Genomic DNA, 20216 nt, shown 5'->3' with positions numbered 1-20216 from the left:
CCGATGTGACCCCATGAAGATCAACGGCAACACCATCAAGCCCGGCATGGTCCTGCAGCACAATGGCGGCCTGTGGGTCGTCACCAAGGCCAGCCACGTCAAACCCGGCAAGGGCGGCGCCTTCGCCAACGTCGAGGCCAAGAACCTCGAGACTGGCAACAAGCTGAACGAGCGCTTCCGGTCGGAAGACAAGGTCGAGCGCGTGACGCTGGAGCAGAAGGACTTCTCCTATCTGTTCGACAACGGCGACAGCCTGGTCTTCATGGACGACGCCACCTACGAGCAGATCGAACTGCAGAAGGACTGGGTCGGCGAAGAGCGGATCCCCTATCTGCAAGAGGGCATGAAGGTCATCATCGAGATGCACGAAGAGCGTCCGATCGGCCTGGAACTGCCGGATCAGGTCGTGCTGGAAGTCGCCGAGACCGAGCCGACCGTGAAGGGTCAGACAGCCTCCTCCTCCTACAAGCCCGCCATCGCCTCGAACGGCGTGCGGATCATGATCCCGCCGTACATGTCGGCGGGTGAGCGCATCATCGTCGACACGACCAGCGGCGAATACGTCCGTCGCGCCGACTGAGTTATCAGGGTGAGCGAGGGGTGCTAGTGAGCTAGGGGTGAGCCGAGGCCGCACCCCTAGCTCACTCCTTGCTCACTTCCTGCTCACTATTCACTAGAATCCCCGACGTTTCCGGACGTCGCCCTTGAACTTCTCCGCATCTCCGGGCCGAGCGCCTTTTCAGGACATGCGGACCAGGAGATCCGCCGATGGCCCTCGCTTCCGCCCTGCTCCAAGTCATGCTCGACGCGGTGCGCAAGACCGCCCGTCCGATGCTGCGCGACTTCGGCGAGGTCTCCCAGTTGCAGGTCTCGCGCAAGGGGCCCGGCGACTTCGTCACGGCGGCCGACCTGAAGGCCGAAGACACCCTTTACGAACTGCTGATGAAGGCCCGCCCCGGCTACGGCTTCCTGGGCGAGGAACGCGGCATGATCGAGGGGACCGACAAGTCCCACACCTGGATCGTCGATCCGATCGATGGCACGACGAACTTCATGCACGCCATGCCCCACTTCGCCATCACGGTGGGGCTGGAGCGGCGCAGCCCCGACGGGTCGAGCGAGATCGTCGCGGGCGTGACCTACAACCCGGTCATGAACGAGCTGTTCTGGGCCGAGAAGGGCAAGGGCTGCTATCTGAACGACCAGCGGATCCGCGTCTCCGGGCGTCGTGACCTGTCGGAGAGCCTGATCGCCACCGGCCTGCCCTTCATCGGCAAGTCGGGCCACGCCCAGGCCATCAAGGACATCCACGCCATCGGCCAGCGCGTCGCCGGCATCCGCCGTCTGGGCTCTGCGGCGCTGGACTTCGCCTGGGTCGCAGCCGGTCGCTTCGACGCCTATTATGAGCGCGGCCTGAAGCCTTGGGACGTGGCGGCGGGCATCCTGTTCGTCACCGAGGCCGGCGGATCGGTGACCACCATCGAGGCGGACGGCGATCCCAAGACGGGGGTGTCGATCCTAGCCAGCAACAGCGATCTGCATCCGCAGCTGCGCAAGGTGCTTCAGGCGTCCTGAGGCCGTACAGCCGCCTCTCCCTCCCCGTCCGGGGAGGGGCGTCGCGAAGCGACGGGGTGGGGGCGGCCAGGCCAGGGCGCACGGATTAAGGCGATCAGGTCTGTGGGACGTCGCCCGGCCCGGCCCACCCGGCTCCGCTTCGCTTCGCCCCCCTCCCCCGCGGGGGGAGGGAGAGGGTATCCGTCATTCGCTTGTCGCGCCCCTCCTCTATCCAAAGGGCATGATCCGCGCCATCGTCACCGCCCTTGTCCTGCTGACCGGAATGCCTGCCGTGGCCCAGCCGCTGATCATCGCCCATCGCGGGGCCTCGGGCGAACGGCCCGAGCATACGCGGGCGGCCTATGAGCTGGCGATCGAACAGGGCGCGGATGTGATCGAGCCGGACCTGGTGCTGTCGAAGGACGGGGTCTTCATCGACCGGCACGAGAACGAGATCGGCGGCACGACAGACGTGGGCGAGCGGCCGGAGTTCGCGGATCGCAAGACCACCAAGACCATCGACGGCGTCGCGACCACGGGGTGGTTCACCGAGGACTTCACCCTGGCCGAGCTGAAGACGCTGCGGGCCAAGGAGCGGCTGCCCGCCTTCCGGCCCGGCAGCGCCGCCTATGACGGCCAAGAGGCGATCCTGACCTTCGACGAGGTGGTCGCCATAGCGCGCGAGGCCTCGGCGCGGGCGGGACGGACCATCGCGGTGGCGCCTGAGTTGAAGCATCCGACCTATTTCGCCGGGATCGGCCTGCCGATGGAGGATGGGTTCGTCGCGGCGCTGGAGCGGCTGGGCCTGACCGGCGCCGATGCGCCCATCATCATCCAGTGTTTTGAGGTCGGGCCGCTGGAGCGGCTGGCGACGCGAGTCGACGCGCCCCTGGCCCAGTTGGTCAGCAGCGCGGGCGGACCGGCGGACCGGCCGGACGTGACCTATGCCCAGATGATCACGCCTGAAGGCCTAAAGGCCATGGCCGCCTATGCCGACTGGGTCGCGCCGGAGATGACCCTGGTCCTGCCGCGCGACGCCGAGGGCCGCACGACCGCGCCCAGCGCCCTGGTCACTGACGCCCATGGGGCGGGGCTGAAGGTGGTGATCTGGACCTTGAGGGCTGAGAACGCCTTCCTGCCCGTCGAGCGGCGGCGGGGCGAAGGCTTTGCCGAGCACGGCGACATGGCGGGATACGCCGCCGCCTTCGCCGAGGCGGGAGTGGACGCGGTGTTCAGCGACTTTCCGGCCCTGGCGCGACAGGGCGCTGCTGAGAAATAGACTCAATCCACTGCGAAAAAAGTGAGTCTATTTTCGTCTATTCTTCGCGGGCGCGGTGGAATTGCACAGGCCGGAAAAAGCGGTGCAATGTGCAAAAGAGTGCAATTTCCAGGCGGCGCGGGACTGAGCGGGGATTTGGTTTTCAAAGACCGTGCCGACAGTATCTCACGGTTTTGGGGCGTGCTGACTTGAGCGGCGTTTTCGGACGTCAAGACATTGAAAAGTCAGTTATTCGGTAGAAATATTGGGAGCGCCGGCAGGTTGTTGGACCTCCCCTTCCCCCGTCATCCTCGGGCTTGACCGGAGGATCGGAGGTTCCACACGCCGTGAAGAGACGTCGGGCGCCGCCTCAGCCCCACGCCGGATCCTCGGGTCAAGCCCTGAAATGAGGGGGATAGACCGCTACCGACAAAGCCGGTCGCGGCGCAGAAAGCGGACATCCCGAAGGTCGGTTTGGGGTGGAAAGGCGACATCGCCATCGTGCGAGATTAGGTTTCGAACATGCCGATAGCCACAGCCAATATCGCTCGCCTGATCGCCGGTGAGTTGTCAGTCCTAACGGACCAGAAAGTAAAGCAAGCCGTTCTTGATGGGCTTGTCGATCCGCGCCCGATCACCCTCGATTGGGACTACGGCCCTCCCGGGCAGCAGTTTGATGGGTGGATCGTGTTCGACCACGAGACGGAGTCGGATACTCTGATTGTCTACTGCGAGCATGGCTTCGGCCCCATGTCGCCGTGGGGCTTGGTATTTGCCACGCCACGTGAAGGGATACGGTCGATGGGAATGGACAGCGGGTGGTTTCGATCATTCATGGACGCGTTTTGGGACTCTCACGCCGCCACGCCCCTTACGCAAAGCGGACCTTCCGAAAGTCGCTAACGGGTCGGTAGCAGCTATCGGCGTCCTCCCCGAAAGCGGACCTTTCGAAGGTTGTCGAGGGGGGATGGGGTGGACGCCCCCCGACGGCATCGATGTGCCAGAGTGAGGGTGTTGAACAACACTCGAAGGAGGCGTCCATGGGACAGGTTAGCACTGTTGGTCTGGATCTCGCCAAGAGCATCTTTCAAGCGCATGGCGCGGATGCTGGGGGCGAGGTGGTGTTTCGCAAGAAGTTGGGGCGAGGACGTTTGCTGGCGTTCTTTGCAGGCCTTCGCCCCTGTGTCGTGGCGATGGAGGCCTGCGCGGGCGCCCATCACTGGGGTCGAGAGCTGACCCGCCAGGGTCATACAGTCCGGCTGATCCCGCCGGTCTACGTAAAGCCGTTCGTGAAGCGGCAGAAGAACGACATGGCCGACGCCGAGGCGATCTGTGAGGCGGCGCAACGGCCCAGCATGAGGTTCGTGCCGCTCAAGCCGGAAGAGCAGCAGGCCAGCAGCGTCGTGTTTCGTGCTCGGGACCTGCTGGTGCGTCAGCGCACCCAGACGATCAACGCCCTGCGTGGCCATCTGGCGGAGTACGGCTGGATCGTTCCCAAAGGCGTGCCGCACGTCGAGCGCCTGATCGCACGCGTCGAGGATCCGGCCGAAGCGCTTCCGCCCGCCGCGCGCACCATTTTGCTGGTTCTGGTCTCGACCCTGCGAACGCTCGACCAGCAGATCGCTGTGCTCGACGCGGAGATCGCCTCGCGCGCCAGGCATGATCCGGTCGCACGTCGATTGATGACCATCCCGGGGATCGGTCCGATCACGGCGACGGCTCTGGTCGCCCTCGCTCCCTCCCATGAAGCCTTCAAGAGCGGGCGCCACTTCGCCGCCTGGCTGGGCCTCACGCCGCGACAGCGATCCACCGGTGGCCAGCAAAAGCTCGGTGCGATCACCAAAATGGGCGAGCGAACACTTCGACGGCTTCTGACCATCGGGGCCAGCGCCGTCATAAAACAGGCCGCCATCCGAGGCGCGCCGGCAGGGTCATGGCTCGACCAGATGCTGGCGCGAAAGCCGAAGATGCTGGTCATCGTCGCATTGGCCAACAAGAACGCCCGCATCGTCTGGGCGCTCATGGCCAAGGGCGATGTCTACCGAGCTCCGGGCGTGCCGGCCTAGCCAGCACGAACGCGAGACGTCGAAGCGTAGGATGAGCGAAGGAGCATATGGCGCGACAGTCGGCGAGACGGGATCAGGAAAACCAGGGCTTTCCACCGTGCCTCGAGCACGCTTTGGGTGATTTGGACCGGATCCGCGAACTCCCATATAGGCCAGCGACGGTACGCCGCCGCAGTACAGGCCGGACAGATGGCAGCATCCGACTACGTGTCAGAAACTCTCGGATTCACTCTTGCGCTGAAGGGGGCGTCCACAGATGGAAAGCAGACCTATTCGCCTGCGGACCGGTCATCATAGACGTTTAGCCCGAGATCGATTTTCAGAGCGGCCATGCGTTCAAGCAGGTCGGCGTTGAACACGGCGCCTGTATCGCCATTCGGATACCAGAAAACATAAAAGTTCAGAGCCCCTCCGGTTCGACAAATCTCATCAAGATGATCTCGATGGGTGGCGAGAACATCAAGCGCGTTCGAAAGGCAGGTCGGTATCCTGCCGTCATCACGCTTGGCGATTTGAAAAGAGCAGTAGCTTTCTGGTCGAGCTCCGCCCAGCTGACGACCGATAGGTGTCACTCGTTGTTCACCAGCCGTCCAACCAGAGCTCACCTCCCACGGAAGGCCAGCCGCTAGTTTCTCAACCGAGGCGGTCGGGTGTCTAATCTGGAAGTTGACCGAATAGTCGAATGGCTTGCCCATCGGATCAGCCTAATCGAACGTTGGAACGTCGCCTATAGGTCGAAAGCGCTCCCTGGCTTCTGACCGACAAGCGGACGTTCAGATGGCCACCGCCAGCCATTGTCGGTTCCGGTGAATACCCGCCCGAGGATGACGGCAGGTGCGAGGAAGACGCAAGGCGACGGCGAGACCGAGGACGACGGAGGTTGGGAGCGAACCCGAGGACGGAAGGTGGAGGCCTCAACCCGCCCGGAACTGCAACTCGGCCAGACGCGCGTACAGCCCGCCCTTCGCCACCAACTGGTCGTGCGTCCCCTCCTCCACCACGCGGCCGTCGTCCATGACGACGATGCGGTCGGCGCGCAGGACCGTGGCCAGGCGGTGGGCGATGACCAGGGTGGTGCGTTCTTCCATGGCCTGGTCGAGGGCGATCTGGACCAGGCGTTCGCTTTCGGCGTCCAGGGCGCTGGTGGCCTCGTCCAGCAACAGGATGGGGGCGTCGCGGACCAGGGCGCGGGCGATGGCCAGGCGCTGGCGCTGGCCGCCCGACAGGCTCTTGCCGCGTTCGCCCAACGGGGTGTCGAAGCCTTCCGGCAGGGCGTCGATGAAGCCCAGGGCCTGGGCCTTTTCGGCGACGGCGCGGGCCTCGTCCAGAGTGGCGGTCTCGCGGCCGAAGCGGATGTTTTCCAATGCCGAGCCCGAGAACAACGGCGTCTCCTGCGACACCCAGGCGAAACGGTCGCGCACGGCGACGGGATCGGCCTGACGCACGTCGACGCCGTCGACCGAGACCACGCCGGTCTGGGGATCGTAGAAGCGCAGCAACAGGCGGAAGACGGTGGACTTGCCCGCGCCGGACGGACCGACCAGGGCCACGGTCTCGCCCGGACGCACGGTCAGGCTGAACCCCTTCAGGGCCGGCAGGTCGGGACGGCCGGGATAGGAAAAGCCGACGGCGGACATCGACACCTCGCCACGCGGCGGCGACGGCAGGTCCGTGGGCTGGGCCGGAGGGGCGATGTCGGGCGTGGCCCGCATCAGTTCCTCGATCCGCTCCATGGCGCCGGCGGCCTTTTGCACATCGCCCCAGCTCTCGCCCAGGGCGCCGACGGCGCCGGCGGCGAAGACCGACAGCAGAACGAACTGCAAAAGGGCGCCCGGCGTCATCACGCCCGCCACCACGTCCTGAGCCCCCAGCCACAGCACCAGGGTGACGCCGCCGAACATGACGATGATGATCAGAGCGGTCATCCAGGCCCGCGCCCGCATGCGGGTCAGGGAAGCGGAGAAGGCGTCCTCGACCGCCGCGCCGAAGCGGGCGATGGCGCTGCGTTCACGGCCGAAGGCCTGAACCGTCTCGATGGCGTCCACGCTCTCGCCGGCGAAGCCGACGGCGTTGGCGAACCGGTCCTGGGAGGCGACGGTCAGTTTGCGCACCCGGCGGCCGAAGATGAAGATCGGGCCCAGCAGGAAGGGCACGATGAGCAGAACGAAGCCCGTCAGTTTTGGGCTGACGAAGAACAGCAGGATCACTCCGCCGATCAGGGTCAGGAAGTTGCGCAGCGCGTAGGAGACCGAGGTGGTCATCAGGGTCTCGACCAGGGCGATGTCCGTGGTCAGGCGCGACAGCACCTCGCCGGTGCGCATCTGGGCGTAGAAGGACGGGTCCAGGGTCAGGATGCGGCCGAACAGGCCCTTGCGGACGTCAGCGATGACGCGCTCGCCCGTGCGGGTGACGTAGAAATAGCGGGCGGCGGTGGCCAGGCCCAGGAACAGGGCGTTGGCGCCCAGCAGCAGGAACCAGATGTTCAGATTGGCCCCGCCGGCCTCGAACCCATGGTCGATAGCTCCGCGCGCCAGGGCCGTCAGCCCCAGTGAGGCCGTAGTGGATAGCAGCAGCCAGAACACCGCCATCAGGGCATGGCCCTTGTGCCGCAGGGCATAGGGAATCAACCTGGCCAGGGGGCGGATGTCGCGGCGTTTGGCGCGCTTCTCGCCCGCCTCGTTCATCTGTTCGGCCAGGAGGGCGCCAGCGCTGGGGCGGCCTTCGGCCGTTTCCACGCCGGAAGCCCGCCCCGCAGGAAGGCTGGCGGAGCGGGCGGATGCGGCGGTCTGATCGGTCATTTCGCCTGCCTCTTGCCCCGGAACGCCCCCCGGTGTAAACGCCGCCCCTCATTCCCGCCGGATTTTCTGGCGGGTTTCTCATTTCATGCGCAGCGACGGTCGGCATCGTCATCGCGCCAGAGACCGGACGACGACCATGAAAGCGGATACGCACCCCGACTATCACTTCATCACCGTGGTGATGACCGATGGCACTTCCTACCAGACCCGTTCGACCTACGGTAAGGAAGGCGATACGCTGAACCTGGATATCGATCCGACCACGCACCCGGCCTGGACCGGCGGCAACGCCCACCTGATGGACCGCGGCGGCCGCGTTTCGCGCTTCAACAACAAGTTCGCCGGCTTCATCAAGAAGTAAGCGCGTCCTGGCTGCGACACATCGCGGCAATCGGATCACGAAGAGCGTCGGTCGGATGACCGGCGCTTTTTGTTTGCCCGGAACGTCGGTAACGTAGGCGGCGTTCGGAAACGACAGTACCGGCGCCGATCCACGGGGATCGACCCATCGAGAAGCGGACAGGTTATGAATAGACGGGAAATGGGTCTGGGCGTCGCGACGGCGGCCATGGCCCTCGCCTCCACAGCGCGCGCACAGCAGGTGACCGTGCAGCGCGCACCGCAGGCGACCGCCTTCTACAACAGTTTCAACGACCAGATTTCCCGCCTGCCCGAGACCCAGCAGGCCGACGTCCGCGCCTTCTATGAAATGAACGGCTGGCGGCCGGTGTGGAACGCCGAGCGGATGCGGATGCTGAACGCCGTCGCGGGCCGGGCCGAGCGCCACGGCCTGTCCGCCGGCGACTATTTCGACTTCGTCGGGCTGGCCGCCGATCCCGCCTCATCGGACCTGCGCACCACCGCCGCCGCCCTGGCCTATGGCCGGATCCTGGCCGAGGGCAAGGTTCGACCGGAGACGGTCGAGGACCTGTGGGAAATGCAGAAGAACCGCGCGGACCTGCCGCGCGGCATGAGCGACGCCCTGGCGCGCAACGTCCTGCTGGACTGGTTCGAGGGTCTGGCCCCGACCGACATAGGCTATCAGAACCTGTCGGCGGGCTATGTCCGCTATCGCCGCTTGGCGGCCCAGGGCGGCTGGCCCGCCTTCCCCGCCGGCCCGACCATCGAACCGAACATGAGCGATCGCCGCATCCCGGCGCTGATCGACCGGTTGACGGCAGAGGGCGATCTGACGGCGGCGGACGGCGCGCGGCTGAAGGCCCAGGGCCTGACCTATGGGGCGGAGCTGCAAAGGGCGGTTCAGGGCTTCCAGGTCCGGCACGGCCTGGGGGCCGATGGTCGGATCGGAACGGGAACCCAGCGTTCTCTGTCGGCCTCGGCCGATGATCGCGCGCGCCAGATCGCGCTGAACCTGGAACGCCGCCGCTGGCTGAAGCGCGACGTCGCGCCGGAACGGATCGAGGTCAACACCGCCGCCGCCATCATGGTCTATTGGAAGGACGGCAGGCCGGTTCACTCCAACCGCGTGGTCGTCGGATCGGCTGAGAACCAGACCCCCAGTCTGGAGAAGCCCTTCGCCTCGGTCGTCGCCAATCCGCCCTGGTATGTGCCGGCCGGGATCGCGCGCCGCGAGATCCTGCCCAAGGGGCCGGAGTATCTGGCCGCCAACGACATGTATGTGAAGGACGGCACGGTCATCCAGCGTGCGGGGCCCAAGTCAGCCCTGGGTTATGTAAAGTTCGAGCTGCGCGACAGCTACGCCATCTTCCTGCACGACACCCCGTCGAAGGCGGCCTTCAATCTGTCGATGCGCCAGCGCAGCCACGGCTGCGTGCGGGTGCAGAACGCGGTGGAGTTCGCCCGGCTGCTGTTGTCGCCCGACCCGGTCAAACTGTCCGAGTTCGATACAGCCCAGGACACGCGGGAGACGACGCGGGTGACGACAGGCCGCGAGATTTCGGTGCGCCTGCTGTACTGGACGGCCTTCGTTGATGGTCAGGGCCGGGTGGCCTTCCGCGAAGACATCTATGGCCGTGACGACAAGCTGGCCCAGGCCCTGGGGATCGCCGTCAGCCTGCCCAAGCCGGTGGACGACGGACGCCGCGACGCCAACGACGTCGGGCCGTAGGGGGACAATCTTCTCCCTCCCCCGCTGGGGGAGGGAGAAGGGAAATATCTTCAGAGCTTGAAGGCGGCTTCCAGCAGGCCGTGCTGGCTGAGCACCGGGTTCTGCGGCTGCTCCTCCTGGGCGTCCAGGTACATGCGGCGGTCCAGGTACAGGGTGCGGTCGAACAGTTTCTCGGACCGGACCAGATATTCGACCAGGGCGATGGGCAGTTCGGCGTGGCTGGGTTCGCTCTCGATCTTGCGGTCGTTGAGGCGATAGCGCGGCTCGCAGGCGGCTTCCGGCGTCATGTCGTCTTCGCGCACCGCCCGCTGGACCAGCAGCCAGGACGCGATCTGCATCAGGCGCGTGGTCAGCTTCATGCTCTCGGCCGCATAGGCCAGGGCGGCGCCGCGCGACAGCATCTTGGAATCGCGGCGGCCTTCGCCGTCCAGATAGGCGGCCGTTTCCTCGACCAGTTCCATGCCTTCGCGGAAGGTGCGGTCGAACAGCTCCGAGCGGGAAAAGTCCCGAACGACGCGGCTGCGGTCTGCCGTGGAGCCCGTGCTCTGGTTGTCGCTCAGGGTCATGGTGGACATCATCATGGGAATTGGACGCTCGTTACGACTTTGGGCCAAGACGCGGCCTTTGTCGTGCCGACTGCAACCGTCATGCCATGGATTTGTCGCGGGGGCGATTCAGGAGCGGAAGTTGAACAGGGCGTCGGCTGCGCTTTTCTTGGCCGTCTTGGCCTCGATAGCGGCGCGGGCGCGGCGGATTTCGTCGTCCAGGGCCTGGATCCGTTCTTGCAGATCCTCGATGGAATAGGCGTCCAGATCCTCGCGTCCGAGGGCGGTCAGGGCGTCTCCGCGCCGGGGGCGGGGCTCGAGATCCTCGAACATCGTCATCGCCTTTCTGCGTCAGGTCATGGCCGCGCGCGGCCGGGACGCCTATCTGAACGCCCGGACACGGACGATTGCAAGCGGAGGCGACATGCGGGTCATCGAGATCGAGGGCGGTTCAGGACCGGCCGAGGCGCTGCGGATCGCGGAACGGCCCGACCCCGTGGCCGGCGCCGGCCAGGTGACGATTCGGGTTCACGCGGCGGGAATCAACCGACCCGACCTGTTGCAGCGAAACGGCGGATATCCCCCTCCCCCCGGCGCTTCGGACATCCTGGGGCTGGAGGTCGCCGGCGAGGTCGAGACGGTGGGCGAAGGCGTGACGCGCTGGGCTGTCGGCGACCGGGTCTGCGCCCTGCTGGGCGGGGGCGGCTATGCGGAGCGGGTGGTGGTGGACGCCCGGCATGTGCTGCCGATCCCGGACGGTCTGGACTATGCCCAGGCGGCGGTCCTGCCCGAGACGGTCTTCACCGTCTTCGCCAATGTGTTCGAGGCGGGCGGGCTGAAGGCCGATCAGACGCTGCTGATCCATGGGGCGACCAGCGGGATCGGGGTGACGGCGATCCAGATGGCCAAGGCCGCGGGCGCCAAGGTGATCGCCACCTCGCGCGGGCCTGAGAAGGCCGCAGCGGCCAAGGCTTTGGGGGCCGATATCAGCCTGGACGCCAAGACCGACGACCTGGCCGCCGCCATCGCCGAGGCGGGCGGGGCCGACGTGCTGCTGGACATGGTGGGGCGCGACTACGCCGAGCTGAACCTGAAGGCGTTGAACCCCGGCGGGCGGTGGGTGGTCATCGCCTCGCTGTCGGGATCGAAGGTCGAAGTCGACCTGATGCGGATCATGCTGAAGCGGTTGGTGCTGACCGGCTCGACGCTTCGCAGCCGCTCGGCGGACGAGAAGGCCCGACTGACCGCCGCCTTGGAGGCGACGGTCTGGCCCTGGGTCGCGTCAGGCGCGGTCAGGCCGCCCGTGCAGGCGACCTTCCCGCTGGAACACGCCGCCGACGCCCATCGCGCGCTGGAGGCGGGCGACCACGTCGGCAAGTTCGTGCTGACGGCCTAGTAACGCCCCCCGCCCCGCACCGGCCGCAGCGACGAGATATTGTCGTTGAAGCCCATGCTGTTCAGGTTGCGGGCGTCGCCGTCGATGATGCGGCAGCGACCACCGAACTGGGCGTCGGTGCAGACCTCCCAGCGGCCGCGCACGCGGATTGAGCTGATCCGGTCGTTGAAGGGGGTGTTGCCCAGATTTCGGTCCTCGCTGGTGAACTCACGCGAGGCGCCGCGATAGTTGGAGTCCTCGTAGACGATGATCGAGGACCGCCCCCAGCCGCCGCCGTTGTCCCAACCACCGCCGTTGCCGGGGCCGTTGCCGTTTCCGGGACGTCCCGGTTGGCTGTCTTCGTAGTCGCCACGGAATCGGCCGCACACCAGCAGGCCGTTGTCGTTGTTGATCTCCTCATTGCCGCAGCGCGCCAGCTCGATCGAAGTGCCGCGAATCTGGCCGCGCATGTCACGGCAGTCGGCGTAGAGGCGGCCCCGGTTCGTATAGGCCTCGGTGCAGGACCGGGTGTAGCTGCCGCGCGGGGCGACGCGCTGGGCGGTTGCGTCCTGCCCCGAAGCCAAGGCTGCGGCCATGGCGGCCCCAAGCAGAATGGACATGGTATTTTTTCCTCTCCCAAAGGCGACTGCCTTTACTAGCGTGAAGATTGCAGCCCGCACATGAACCTTGGCTGTACGTGAATGTTCGACAGCGTTTTCTTTTCGGGCGAATAGGCCTATATCGAAACCATACGCGCCCGGTCGAAAGGCCGGGCGCCGTCGTATCCAACGCCAGCCGAACCCCTATTCGGCGGCCCCACCATTCCGGGACGAACGCCCCATGAGCGACATTCTGATGCCGAAGGCCACTGCGGTCTGGCTGGTCGACAACACCTCCCTCAGCTTTGAGCAGATCGCCGATTTCTGCGGTCTTCATCCGCTTGAAGTGCGCGGCATCGCCGACGGCGACGTGGCCCGCGACATCCGCGGCGTCGATCCCGTCACCGGCGGTCAGCTGACCCGCGAAGAGCTGGACAAGGCGCAGGCCGACGAGAACTATCGCCTGAAGGCCATCGTCAGCCGTCACGCCGAACTGCTGAAGTCGGCCAAGCCTGCGCCCAAATACACCCCGGTCTCGCGTCGCCAGGACCGTCCGGACGCCATCGCCTGGTTCGTGCGCAACCACCCCGAAGTGACCGACGCCCAGATCGCCAAACTGCTGGGCACCACCAAGTCCACCATCGAGAGCGTGCGCAACCGCACCCACTGGAACAGCGCCAACATCAAGCCGGTCGATCCGGTGACCCTGGGCCTGGTCGGTCAGCTGGTGCTTGACGAAATCGTCAAGAAGGCCGCCGACAAGAAGACCAAGGACGACCTGAAGAAGGGCGGCGGCACCCTGCAGCCCGTCGAGGAGGTCGAGGCCGAACCCGAGTTCGTGCCGGAAGCCCGCCAGCGCCCCGGCGCCGAGCCCACGGCGGAGTCGGTGTTCGGGACGAAGGACTGAGAATAGACGTCTCCTCCCCGCCCTGCGGGGAGGAGGACCGCCCCCGGGTCTCGCCAAAGGCGAGCCCGAGCACAGGCTGTGCGGTGGAGGGGCTCTTTGAAGTCCCACAGGCGCCTGCGATGCGGTGAAGAACCCCTCCTTCACGACGCGAAGCCGCGCCGCGCCACCTCCCCATCGCTACGCGACGGGGAAGAGACAGGACAAAAACGGCCCCGGAGAGCGATCTCCGGGGCCGTCGTCGTTTCGGGAGGTCGTGCGCCCTTAGTGAGCCCGCGCCTCCAGACTGGTGATTTCCTCTTTCAGCCGAAGCTTCTTCTGCTTCAGCTCCCTGACCTGCAACGTGTCCACGGACGGATGGGTGAGTTCTCGCTGGATCGTCTGATCCAGGGTGCGATGACGATTACCCAGTTCGCGAATACGAGCCTCGATGGTCATGGCTTGCGCCTCCTTAGGTTAGGGACCAGTAGAGTGAGCGCCCGGTTTGGCGGGCTGTGGAATCACATTCCGGTGACGGCCCGCCTAGCCGAACCCGACGGAGGCTGACCCCAAAAATGGTCGATGATGTGAACGGAGCCATACGCAAGCTTCCCTATCGAATGGTCGTCGGAATTTCAGGGGCTTCCGGAGCAATCTATGGCTTGCGCGTGCTGGACGCGCTGAACGATCTGGGGGTCGAGAGCCATCTGGTCGTAACCAAGGCAGCCCTGCTCACATTGTCGCAGGAGACCGATCTGTCGCCCGCCGACCTGACCGCCAAGGCGTCGGTGGTTCACAAGCTGGCCGACATCGGCGCCACCATCGCCTCGGGCTCGTTCAAGACCTTGGGCATGATCGTGGCCCCCTGCTCCGTGAAGACGATGAGCGAGATCGCCACCGGCATGACCTCGTCCCTGCTGACCCGCGCCGCCGACGTGACGCTGAAGGAACGTCGCCCCCTGGTGCTGATGGTGCGCGAGACGCCCTTCCATCTGGGGCACCTGCGGACGATGACGGCGTTGGCCGAAATGGGGGCGACCATCGCCCCGCCCCTGCCCGCCTTCTACGCCCGACCGGGATCGATCATGGAGATGGTGGACCAGTCGGTCGGCCGGACCCTGGATCTGTTCGGTCTGGACTGGAGCGCCGTGCGACGGTGGGAGGGTCTGAAATGACCCGGCTGTGGGATTGGGCGGTCGCGGCCTATGGCGCGCCCGGCGTCGGCGACGCCTGTATCGCCCTGCAAGACAACCACGAGCAGAACGTGCCGCTGCTGCTGTGGGCCGCCTGGACCGCCGCCGTCGGCCTGAAACCGGATGCGGAAACCATAGAGGCCGCGTGCGATACCGCCCGCGCCTGGGACAGTGTGGTGGTGGCTCCGCTGCGTGCCGTCCGTCGCACCCTGAAGGCCCCGATCCCCGATATCGACGATGGCCCGCGCGAGGCGGTGCGGAACCGTGTGAAGGCGTTGGAACTGGAGGCGGAGCGTCACCTGCTGGAGGCGCTGGAAGGTCTGGTTTCGGCCGACGCCGCGCCGCAAAAAGCCGGTACGCCGCGCCCTGCCATAGAGGCCCTGGTCGCCACGGCGCGGGTCTGGGCCCAGGTGACGCCGCGTCCGGCCTTGATCCGTCTCGCCGACGCCCTTCCGGCCTGAGGCGCAGGTGTTTATAAGCGCGCCGGGGACCGAACCATGAATGACGACGCACCGGAAATCAGCAAGGAAGAGGCGATCCTTCAGGCTCGGCTCAAGCTGCTGCGCCTAGAGCACACCGACCTCTCGGCCTCCATCGAGGCCCTGTCCGAAGCCGCCATTCCCGATCAGCTGATGATCGCCCGATTGAAGCGCAAGAAGCTGGCGATCAAGGACGAGATCGTGAAGATCGAAGACCAGATCCTGCCGGACATCATCGCCTGACGCGGTTCGCCGGCGGTCAAATGCGACCATCGGTCGCCGGATAACCGCCCCAAACCCGCCCCAGGCTTTCGGCATAAGCTCGCCTCCCATGGGACGCCGGGCAGGCCTTCGGTCGCCGCTTCCCGCCATTCCAGAGCGTGAATACGCTGGAGACGCCGCCCCATGCGACGCCTGCTGACCGATGCGCCCCTGGCGCGTTGCAAGACCCTTCTGATCCAGTCCGGCCAGACCGCGGCCTTCGCCGCAGTCGCCCTGCTGGCCGCCGCCGCCGCTCCCGCCGTGACCCGCGAGACGCCGCCGGCGTCTTCGACCGCCCCAGTCGCCCCGCCGGTCAAGGCCGAGGTCGAGGCCGCCGGTCCGGTGATGCGCCAGATCGAATTCTCGGCGCCGGTGCGCGGCTATGCGATCAACTCCCCCTTCGGTCTGCGCAAGCTGGCGATCGAGGCCCGGGCCCGGGCGCACAAGGGCGTCGATATCGCCGCGCCCAAGGGCACGTCCGTCTTCACCGCTGCGGAAGGCCGGGTGGCGCGCACCGGCTATGACGCCGGCGGATACGGCAACTTCATCGAGGTCCGCCACCCCAACGGCCTGAGCACCGTCTATGGCCACCTGAGCCGGATCGACGTCGCCAGCGGCGACGCGGTCGCCTACGGACAGCGGATCGGCCTGGTCGGCTCCACCGGCTATTCCACCGGCCCGCACCTGCATTTCGAGGTTCGCCGGGGTGACGGACAGGTCAATCCGACCAAGGTGCTGGGTCGGCATTTCGCCGTCGCGGTCAAAACGGCGAGCTGAAGCCGAACGCGTGTTGCGACCGGGGCCGGGGTCGGCCTAACCTTCCGTCTTCAGGAGGGATCCAAGCATGAACAGATTTGTCGCCGCCGTCGTCGCGGGGGTGCTCGCAGCTGCGCCCATGGCCGCCTCGGCCCAGAACTACAACCGCTACAGCGACGCGGCGGCCCAGTCCGAACTGTCCCGCATCGCCGATGTCGAGATGGCGGTGATGGTCCCGATGCGCGACGGGGTAGGTCTGGCGACCAATGTGTACCGCCCCAAGGGCGCCAAGGGCCCCCTGCCCACCGTCTTCATCAAAACCCCCTATAACGAACTGGCGTACAACGCCCGCTCGACGCGCAGCGCCCTGACCTGGGTCAGCCGGGGTTATGCCCTGGTGATGCAGAACGAACGGGGCCGCTACTTTTCGCAGGGCGAGTACGAGATCCTGGGCTATCCCCAGACCGACGGCTATGACGCCCTGACCTGGATCGCGGCCCAGCCCTGGTCGAACGGCAAGGTCGGCACCCTAGGCTGTTCCTCCTCGGCCGAGTGGCAGCTGGCCCTGGCCGCCCAGAACCACCCGGCCCACGCCGCCATGGTGCCCCAGGCGTCCGGCGCCGGCATCGGCAAGGTCGGCCGGTTCCAGGAACAGGGCAACTGGTACACCGGGGGCGTGCCCCGCAACCTGTTCTTCATCTGGCTGTATGGCGTCGACAATCCGCAGCGGGCCCAGATCCCCGGCGACGTCGATCAGGAAACCCGCGCCCGGCTGGTGCGCTACAACGACCTGGACGCCAAGAAGCCGGACGTGAACTGGCCCAGCCAGATCCGGCACCTGCCGGTCAACGAGTTGCTGAAGGATCTGGGCGAGCCGCCGGCCACCTTCGAGGAACTGATCGCGCGCACGCCGGATGATCCCGCCTGGCGCGAGGGGGGCCTGTATCACGACGACATGGGCTGGGGCGTGCCGTCGCTGTGGTTCAACAGCTGGTATGACGTCTCCATCGGCCCGAACATGGAGCTGTTCAACCACGCCCGCTCGACCACCCAGGATCGCGAGGCGGCCGAGAACCAGTATGTCGTCGTGGGACCGAACAACCACTGCGCCTTCGGCGGGCTGGGGCAGAACTTCCGCTCCGGCGACCGGGACCTGGGCGACGCCAGCTTCGACAGCGACGCCCTGGTCGCCGCCTGGTTCGACCGGTGGCTGAAGGGCGAGGCCCGCGCCTTCCCCGCCGCCACCCCGCACGTCCAGTATTTCAACATGGGCGAAAACAAGTGGCGCACCGCCGCCCAGTGGCCGCCGCAGGGTGTCGAGACGGTGCGGATGTATCTGCGCTCGGGCGGCGAGGCCAACAGTCTGAACGGCGACGGCCGCCTCAGCCTGGAGGCGCCGCCGACCGGAGAGGCGGCGGATCGCTATCGCTATGATCCGATGAACCCGGTCCAGACCATCGGCGGCGGCGACTGCTGCAACGGCGGGCTGGTGACGGCCGGCGCCTTCGATCAGCGGCCTATCGAGGCGCGCAACGACGTGCTGGTCTATACGTCCGAGCCGCTGACGGCGCCGATGCAGGTGACGGGCTTCATCGACGCGGTGCTGAAGGTATCGTCGTCGGCGCAGGACACGGACTTCGCCGTCAAGCTGGTGGATGTGGCGCCGGACGGGACAGCCTATATCCTGGGCGACACCATCATGCGGGCGCGCTACCGCGACGGCTATGCGCGGCCGACGCCCCTGGTCCCCGGCCAGGTGGCGACGGTGCAGCCCACGCCGATGACGGTCAGCAACACCTTCCAGCCCGGCCACCGGATCCGTGTGGAAGTGACCAGCTCCAACTTCCCGAAGTTCGTGCGCAACCTGAACACGGGCGGCCCCAACGAGACGGAAACCCAGGGCGTGATCGCCGATAACGCCATCCACCACGCGGGCGAGGACGCCTCCTATATCGACCTGCCCGTCCTGAAATAGGGGCGACGAGGCGGAAGCGGCTGGCCTGAACCGCTTCCGCCTTGCTAGGCTGGCCGCAACTATAGGGGGAGACGAGATGACGGCTGCGTTGACGCTTGAGGGCGTAAGCAAGCGGTACGGCGGGTTCGACGCCGTGCGCGATCTGAGCTTCCAGGTGCCCAAGGGGTCGATCTGCGGCTTTCTGGGCCCGAACGGGGCGGGCAAGACCTCGACTCTGCGGATGATCCTGGGGCTGCAAGAAGCGACGGCGGGGCGGATCGATATTCTCGGCGCGCCCAATGGTCGATCAGTGCGCGACCGGATCGGCTTCCTGCCCGAGGAGCGCGGCCTCTACAAGAAGATGACCCCGGTCGAGGCCATCGCCTTCTTCGGCGCCCTGAAGGGCGTGCCGACGCACGAGGGCAAGAAGCGCGCGAAACTGCTGCTGGAGCAGCAGGGCCTGGGCGCGGCGCAGAAGAAAAAGATGAAGGAGCTGTCCAAGGGGATGGCCCAGAAGGTCCAGCTGATCGCCGCCGTGGTCCACAAGCCCGAGTTCGTGATCCTGGACGAGCCCTTCTCGGGTCTGGACCCGATGAACCAGCAGGGGCTGGAAGAGATGATCCGGGGGCTGGCGGCGGACGGGGCCACGGTCCTGTTCTCGACCCATGTGATGCAACACGCCGAGCGGCTGTGCGACAAGGTCGTGCTGCTGGCGCGGGGCAAGAAGGCCTTCGAGGGCTCGGTGGACGAGGCCAAGGCCACCTCGCCGCGCTTCCTGGATTTGAACGGCGCCATAAGCCCCGAGGCGGCGGCGGCCCTGCCCGGCGTGGCGGGGGTCGAGACCCTGTCCGACACGGACGGGGTGCGGCGGCTGAAGATCGCCCTGGCGGCCGGCGCAGGCGGTCAGGAGACGCTGAAGGCGGCCTTCCTGAACGGGCTGGACGTGCGCGGCTTCGCCCTGAAGGAGCCGACGCTGCACGACGCCTTCATCGGCCTGACTGGGGACAATCCCGATCAAGCGGTCACCCCTTCGGAGGCGAGCCAATGAAACGCACCCTGCTGATCGCCCGGCGCGAATTTGTCGCCTATGCCAAGACCGTGGGCTTCTGGCTGTCGCTGCTGGCCTTCCCGCTGTTCGCCGTTCTCGGCGGCGGCATTCCGCTGCTGATCCAGTCGTCGGAGCCGATCAAGGCCGTGGCTGTGATCGAAGAAGGGCCTCAGGCCGCCGGCCTGGCAGCCGAGGTGCGCGCCGCGCTTCAGGACGAGAAGGATCGGATGGCCGAACGGGTCGAGGAAGCCGCCCAGAAGGGTCAGGCCGCAGTCGGCCGAGCCGCCGCCTCGATCGCCGGGCCCAAGATGCGGTTGGTTGAAGCGCCGCCCGTGATCGCCGCTGCGCCGGCCGGCGCAGCCCGGGAAGCCGCGCTGCGCGAAGTGTTGGACAAGCGTGCGCCGAAGGAGCGGCGTCTGGACGCCGTGGTCTTCCTGAACCGGATCGACGGCAAGCCCCAGGCCCAGGTCTGGACCGCACGAGCCACGGACAACGACGTGGAGGGCTTCGTCCGCGACGCCTTGAGAACGGGCTATCGCGACCAGGCCCTGACCGCCGTAGGCGTCGCCCCGGCTCTGGTCGAGGAGATCGAGGCCTTCAAACCCGAGGTGAAGGCCTTCTCGCCCAACGCCGCGAGCGGCGGCGAAGTCTCCATGCGCGACCGCATCCCGACCTACATCGGCTTGGCCACCGGCTTCCTGCTGTGGTCTCTGGTCATCACCGGGGCCTCCATCCTGCTGAACAGCGTGATGGAGGAGAAGTCGAACAAGATCCTGGAGGTGTTGCTGTCCTCGGCCTCGGCGACGGAAATCCTGACCGGCAAGGTGCTGGGGGTGGCGATGCTGACCCTTACCGTGCTGGCGGTCTGGGGCGGGATCGGGACATTCGGCCTGATCTCCGCCTCGCCCGAGACGGCGGCGACCGTGGGCGAGGTGCTGATGCACGACGGCCTGATCTTCTATTTCATCGCCTATATGGTCGGCGGCTATCTGATGTACGCCGTGCTGTTCGCCGCCATCGGCGCCTTCTGCGAGACGCCACGCGACGCCCAGACCTTGATGGGACCGATCATGATGGTTCTGGTCGTGCCGATCATCGTCATGCAGATGGCCCTGACCAGCCCCGATGCGCCGGTGGTCAAGGTTCTGTCGTGGATCCCCTTCTTCACGCCCTTCCTGATGAGCGCTCGCGCGCCCAGCGATCCACCGCTGATCGAGATCGTCCTGACCCTGGTCGGCATGTTCGCCACCGCCGGCTTCATGGTCTGGATCGCCGGGCGGGCCTTCCGCGCCGGCGCCCTGTCGGACGTGAAGCTGAGTTGGAAGAGTTTCGGGCGGGCCATAACCGGGCGCTGAAGG

Annotated in this window: 22 protein-coding genes; 16 read left to right on the top strand and 6 right to left on the bottom strand. The window is 66.5% G+C overall.

The window, feature by feature from the left end; translation table 11 throughout:
• Nucleotides 1-13 precede the first annotated feature (13 nt).
• The 5 genes from efp to ACW177_RS06675 all read left to right on the top strand — a co-directional run bounded on the left by efp (nucleotide 14) and on the right by ACW177_RS06675 (nucleotide 4878).
• Nucleotides 14-580: an elongation factor P gene (gene efp, locus ACW177_RS06695; RefSeq protein ID WP_008264088.1), complete on the top strand. Its 567-nt coding sequence runs from the start codon at nucleotides 14-16 to the stop codon at nucleotides 578-580.
• A 188-nt stretch (nucleotides 581-768) separates the two neighbouring features.
• Nucleotides 769-1575, top strand: a complete 807-nt coding sequence (locus ACW177_RS06690) for an inositol monophosphatase family protein (protein WP_492027825.1) — start codon at nucleotides 769-771, stop codon at nucleotides 1573-1575.
• A 220-nt stretch (nucleotides 1576-1795) separates the two neighbouring features.
• Nucleotides 1796-2833, top strand: coding sequence for a glycerophosphodiester phosphodiesterase (locus tag ACW177_RS06685; protein ID WP_492027824.1), 1038 nt, complete (start codon nucleotides 1796-1798; stop codon nucleotides 2831-2833).
• Between the two features lie 501 nt (nucleotides 2834-3334).
• On the top strand, nucleotides 3335-3715 hold the full coding sequence (locus tag ACW177_RS06680) for a hypothetical protein (protein ID WP_492027823.1): 381 nt from the start codon (nucleotides 3335-3337) through the stop codon (nucleotides 3713-3715).
• 137 nt (nucleotides 3716-3852) lie between these two features.
• Nucleotides 3853-4878: an IS110 family RNA-guided transposase gene (locus ACW177_RS06675; protein ID WP_492025704.1), complete on the top strand. Its 1026-nt coding sequence runs from the start codon at nucleotides 3853-3855 to the stop codon at nucleotides 4876-4878.
• 269 nt (nucleotides 4879-5147) lie between these two features.
• Here the strand turns inward: ACW177_RS06675 and ACW177_RS06670 are convergent, their stop codons facing one another.
• Both ACW177_RS06670 and ACW177_RS06665 read right to left on the bottom strand, forming a co-directional pair.
• Nucleotides 5148-5573, bottom strand: coding sequence for a DUF4279 domain-containing protein (locus tag ACW177_RS06670; protein WP_492027822.1), 426 nt, complete (start codon nucleotides 5571-5573; stop codon nucleotides 5148-5150).
• Nucleotides 5574-5792: 219 nt separating this feature from the next.
• The gene (locus tag ACW177_RS06665; protein ID WP_492027821.1) at nucleotides 5793-7676 is read right to left on the bottom strand and encodes an ABC transporter transmembrane domain-containing protein; all 1884 of its coding nucleotides are present in this window, start codon (nucleotides 7674-7676) and stop codon (nucleotides 5793-5795) included.
• 136 nt (nucleotides 7677-7812) lie between these two features.
• Between ACW177_RS06665 and rpmE the strand changes: the two genes are divergently transcribed.
• Nucleotides 7813-8037 (top strand): 50S ribosomal protein L31, encoded by a 225-nt coding sequence (gene rpmE / locus ACW177_RS06660; protein WP_492027820.1) that lies wholly within the window; start codon nucleotides 7813-7815, stop codon nucleotides 8035-8037.
• Between the two features lie 165 nt (nucleotides 8038-8202).
• The gene (locus tag ACW177_RS06655; RefSeq protein WP_492027819.1) at nucleotides 8203-9765 is read left to right on the top strand and encodes a L,D-transpeptidase family protein; all 1563 of its coding nucleotides are present in this window, start codon (nucleotides 8203-8205) and stop codon (nucleotides 9763-9765) included.
• A gap of 50 nt (nucleotides 9766-9815) precedes the next feature.
• Here the strand turns inward: ACW177_RS06655 and rcdA are convergent, their stop codons facing one another.
• Together rcdA and ACW177_RS06645 are read right to left on the bottom strand one after the other, a co-directional pair.
• Entirely contained in the window at nucleotides 9816-10346 is a 531-nt protein-coding gene (gene rcdA / locus ACW177_RS06650; protein WP_492027818.1) for a protease adaptor protein RcdA, read from the bottom strand.
• 93 nt (nucleotides 10347-10439) lie between these two features.
• A complete protein-coding gene (locus tag ACW177_RS06645; RefSeq protein ID WP_492027817.1) occupies nucleotides 10440-10643 on the bottom strand; it encodes a DUF1192 domain-containing protein in 204 nt (67 codons plus the stop codon).
• A gap of 91 nt (nucleotides 10644-10734) precedes the next feature.
• Here ACW177_RS06645 and ACW177_RS06640 point away from each other — a divergent pair, with 91 nt between their 5' ends.
• Nucleotides 10735-11706, top strand: a complete 972-nt coding sequence (locus ACW177_RS06640) for an NAD(P)H-quinone oxidoreductase (protein ID WP_492028095.1) — start codon at nucleotides 10735-10737, stop codon at nucleotides 11704-11706.
• Here ACW177_RS06640 and ACW177_RS06635 read toward each other — a convergent pair.
• On the bottom strand, nucleotides 11703-12305 hold the full coding sequence (locus tag ACW177_RS06635) for a beta/gamma crystallin-related protein (RefSeq protein WP_492027816.1): 603 nt from the start codon (nucleotides 12303-12305) through the stop codon (nucleotides 11703-11705). The two genes, ACW177_RS06640 and ACW177_RS06635, sit on opposite strands and share 4 nt — an antisense overlap.
• 220 nt (nucleotides 12306-12525) lie before the next feature.
• On the opposite strand from ACW177_RS06635, the gene ACW177_RS06630 reads away from it, so the two are divergent.
• Nucleotides 12526-13191 carry a DUF1013 domain-containing protein gene (locus tag ACW177_RS06630; RefSeq protein ID WP_492027815.1) on the top strand — a complete coding sequence of 222 codons (666 nt, stop codon included), beginning with the start codon at nucleotides 12526-12528 and terminating at the stop codon, nucleotides 13189-13191.
• Between the two features lie 261 nt (nucleotides 13192-13452).
• On the opposite strand, the gene ACW177_RS06625 is transcribed toward ACW177_RS06630, so the two are convergent.
• On the bottom strand, nucleotides 13453-13626 hold the full coding sequence (locus tag ACW177_RS06625; RefSeq protein WP_492027814.1) for a YdcH family protein: 174 nt from the start codon (nucleotides 13624-13626) through the stop codon (nucleotides 13453-13455).
• Nucleotides 13627-13742: 116 nt separating this feature from the next.
• On the opposite strand from ACW177_RS06625, the gene ACW177_RS06620 reads away from it, so the two are divergent.
• The 7 genes from ACW177_RS06620 (at nucleotide 13743) to ACW177_RS06590 (ending at nucleotide 20213) form a co-directional block, all read left to right on the top strand.
• Entirely contained in the window at nucleotides 13743-14342 is a 600-nt protein-coding gene (locus ACW177_RS06620; protein ID WP_492027813.1) for a UbiX family flavin prenyltransferase, read from the top strand.
• Nucleotides 14339-14821 carry a TIGR02444 family protein gene (locus ACW177_RS06615; protein WP_492027812.1) on the top strand — a complete coding sequence of 161 codons (483 nt, stop codon included), beginning with the start codon at nucleotides 14339-14341 and terminating at the stop codon, nucleotides 14819-14821. Before ACW177_RS06620 ends, ACW177_RS06615 begins: the two co-directional genes overlap by 4 nt.
• A gap of 36 nt (nucleotides 14822-14857) precedes the next feature.
• A complete protein-coding gene (locus tag ACW177_RS06610) occupies nucleotides 14858-15082 on the top strand; it encodes a YdcH family protein (RefSeq protein ID WP_492027811.1) in 225 nt (74 codons plus the stop codon).
• A gap of 162 nt (nucleotides 15083-15244) precedes the next feature.
• Entirely contained in the window at nucleotides 15245-15877 is a 633-nt protein-coding gene (locus tag ACW177_RS06605) for a M23 family metallopeptidase (protein WP_492027810.1), read from the top strand.
• 67 nt (nucleotides 15878-15944) lie between these two features.
• Nucleotides 15945-17831, top strand: coding sequence for a CocE/NonD family hydrolase (locus ACW177_RS06600; protein ID WP_492027809.1), 1887 nt, complete (start codon nucleotides 15945-15947; stop codon nucleotides 17829-17831).
• 76 nt (nucleotides 17832-17907) lie between these two features.
• Nucleotides 17908-18858 carry an ABC transporter ATP-binding protein gene (locus ACW177_RS06595; RefSeq protein ID WP_492027808.1) on the top strand — a complete coding sequence of 317 codons (951 nt, stop codon included), beginning with the start codon at nucleotides 17908-17910 and terminating at the stop codon, nucleotides 18856-18858.
• On the top strand, nucleotides 18855-20213 hold the full coding sequence (locus tag ACW177_RS06590; RefSeq protein WP_492027807.1) for an ABC transporter permease: 1359 nt from the start codon (nucleotides 18855-18857) through the stop codon (nucleotides 20211-20213). The genes ACW177_RS06595 and ACW177_RS06590 overlap by 4 nt, the downstream gene beginning before the upstream one ends.
• Nucleotides 20214-20216 lie beyond the last annotated feature (3 nt).

This window comes from Brevundimonas sp. AVps23W (genome assembly GCF_058681395.1).
The sequence above is the reverse complement of the archived record's forward strand: the minus strand, read 5'-3'. Positions and strand labels throughout refer to the sequence as shown.

Bases quoted from the DNA above. Each gene is read 5' to 3' on its own strand.
- efp (WP_008264088.1), top strand. From the start codon at position 14: ATGAAGATCAACGGCAACACCATCAAGCCCGGCATGGTCCTGCAGCAC.
- ACW177_RS06690 (WP_492027825.1), top strand. From the start codon at position 769: ATGGCCCTCGCTTCCGCCCTGCTCCAAGTCATGCTCGACGCGGTGCGC.
- ACW177_RS06685 (WP_492027824.1), top strand. From the start codon at position 1,796: ATGATCCGCGCCATCGTCACCGCCCTTGTCCTGCTGACCGGAATGCCT.
- ACW177_RS06680 (WP_492027823.1), top strand. From the start codon at position 3,335: ATGCCGATAGCCACAGCCAATATCGCTCGCCTGATCGCCGGTGAGTTG.
- ACW177_RS06675 (WP_492025704.1), top strand. From the start codon at position 3,853: ATGGGACAGGTTAGCACTGTTGGTCTGGATCTCGCCAAGAGCATCTTT.
- ACW177_RS06670 (WP_492027822.1), bottom strand. From the start codon at position 5,573: ATGGGCAAGCCATTCGACTATTCGGTCAACTTCCAGATTAGACACCCG.
- ACW177_RS06665 (WP_492027821.1), bottom strand. From the start codon at position 7,676: ATGACCGATCAGACCGCCGCATCCGCCCGCTCCGCCAGCCTTCCTGCG.
- rpmE (WP_492027820.1), top strand. From the start codon at position 7,813: ATGAAAGCGGATACGCACCCCGACTATCACTTCATCACCGTGGTGATG.
- ACW177_RS06655 (WP_492027819.1), top strand. From the start codon at position 8,203: ATGAATAGACGGGAAATGGGTCTGGGCGTCGCGACGGCGGCCATGGCC.
- rcdA (WP_492027818.1), bottom strand. From the start codon at position 10,346: ATGATGATGTCCACCATGACCCTGAGCGACAACCAGAGCACGGGCTCC.
- ACW177_RS06645 (WP_492027817.1), bottom strand. From the start codon at position 10,643: ATGTTCGAGGATCTCGAGCCCCGCCCCCGGCGCGGAGACGCCCTGACC.
- ACW177_RS06640 (WP_492028095.1), top strand. From the start codon at position 10,735: ATGCGGGTCATCGAGATCGAGGGCGGTTCAGGACCGGCCGAGGCGCTG.
- ACW177_RS06635 (WP_492027816.1), bottom strand. From the start codon at position 12,305: ATGTCCATTCTGCTTGGGGCCGCCATGGCCGCAGCCTTGGCTTCGGGG.
- ACW177_RS06630 (WP_492027815.1), top strand. From the start codon at position 12,526: ATGAGCGACATTCTGATGCCGAAGGCCACTGCGGTCTGGCTGGTCGAC.
- ACW177_RS06625 (WP_492027814.1), bottom strand. From the start codon at position 13,626: ATGACCATCGAGGCTCGTATTCGCGAACTGGGTAATCGTCATCGCACC.
- ACW177_RS06620 (WP_492027813.1), top strand. From the start codon at position 13,743: ATGGTCGATGATGTGAACGGAGCCATACGCAAGCTTCCCTATCGAATG.
- ACW177_RS06615 (WP_492027812.1), top strand. From the start codon at position 14,339: ATGACCCGGCTGTGGGATTGGGCGGTCGCGGCCTATGGCGCGCCCGGC.
- ACW177_RS06610 (WP_492027811.1), top strand. From the start codon at position 14,858: ATGAATGACGACGCACCGGAAATCAGCAAGGAAGAGGCGATCCTTCAG.
- ACW177_RS06605 (WP_492027810.1), top strand. From the start codon at position 15,245: ATGCGACGCCTGCTGACCGATGCGCCCCTGGCGCGTTGCAAGACCCTT.
- ACW177_RS06600 (WP_492027809.1), top strand. From the start codon at position 15,945: ATGAACAGATTTGTCGCCGCCGTCGTCGCGGGGGTGCTCGCAGCTGCG.
- ACW177_RS06595 (WP_492027808.1), top strand. From the start codon at position 17,908: ATGACGGCTGCGTTGACGCTTGAGGGCGTAAGCAAGCGGTACGGCGGG.
- ACW177_RS06590 (WP_492027807.1), top strand. From the start codon at position 18,855: ATGAAACGCACCCTGCTGATCGCCCGGCGCGAATTTGTCGCCTATGCC.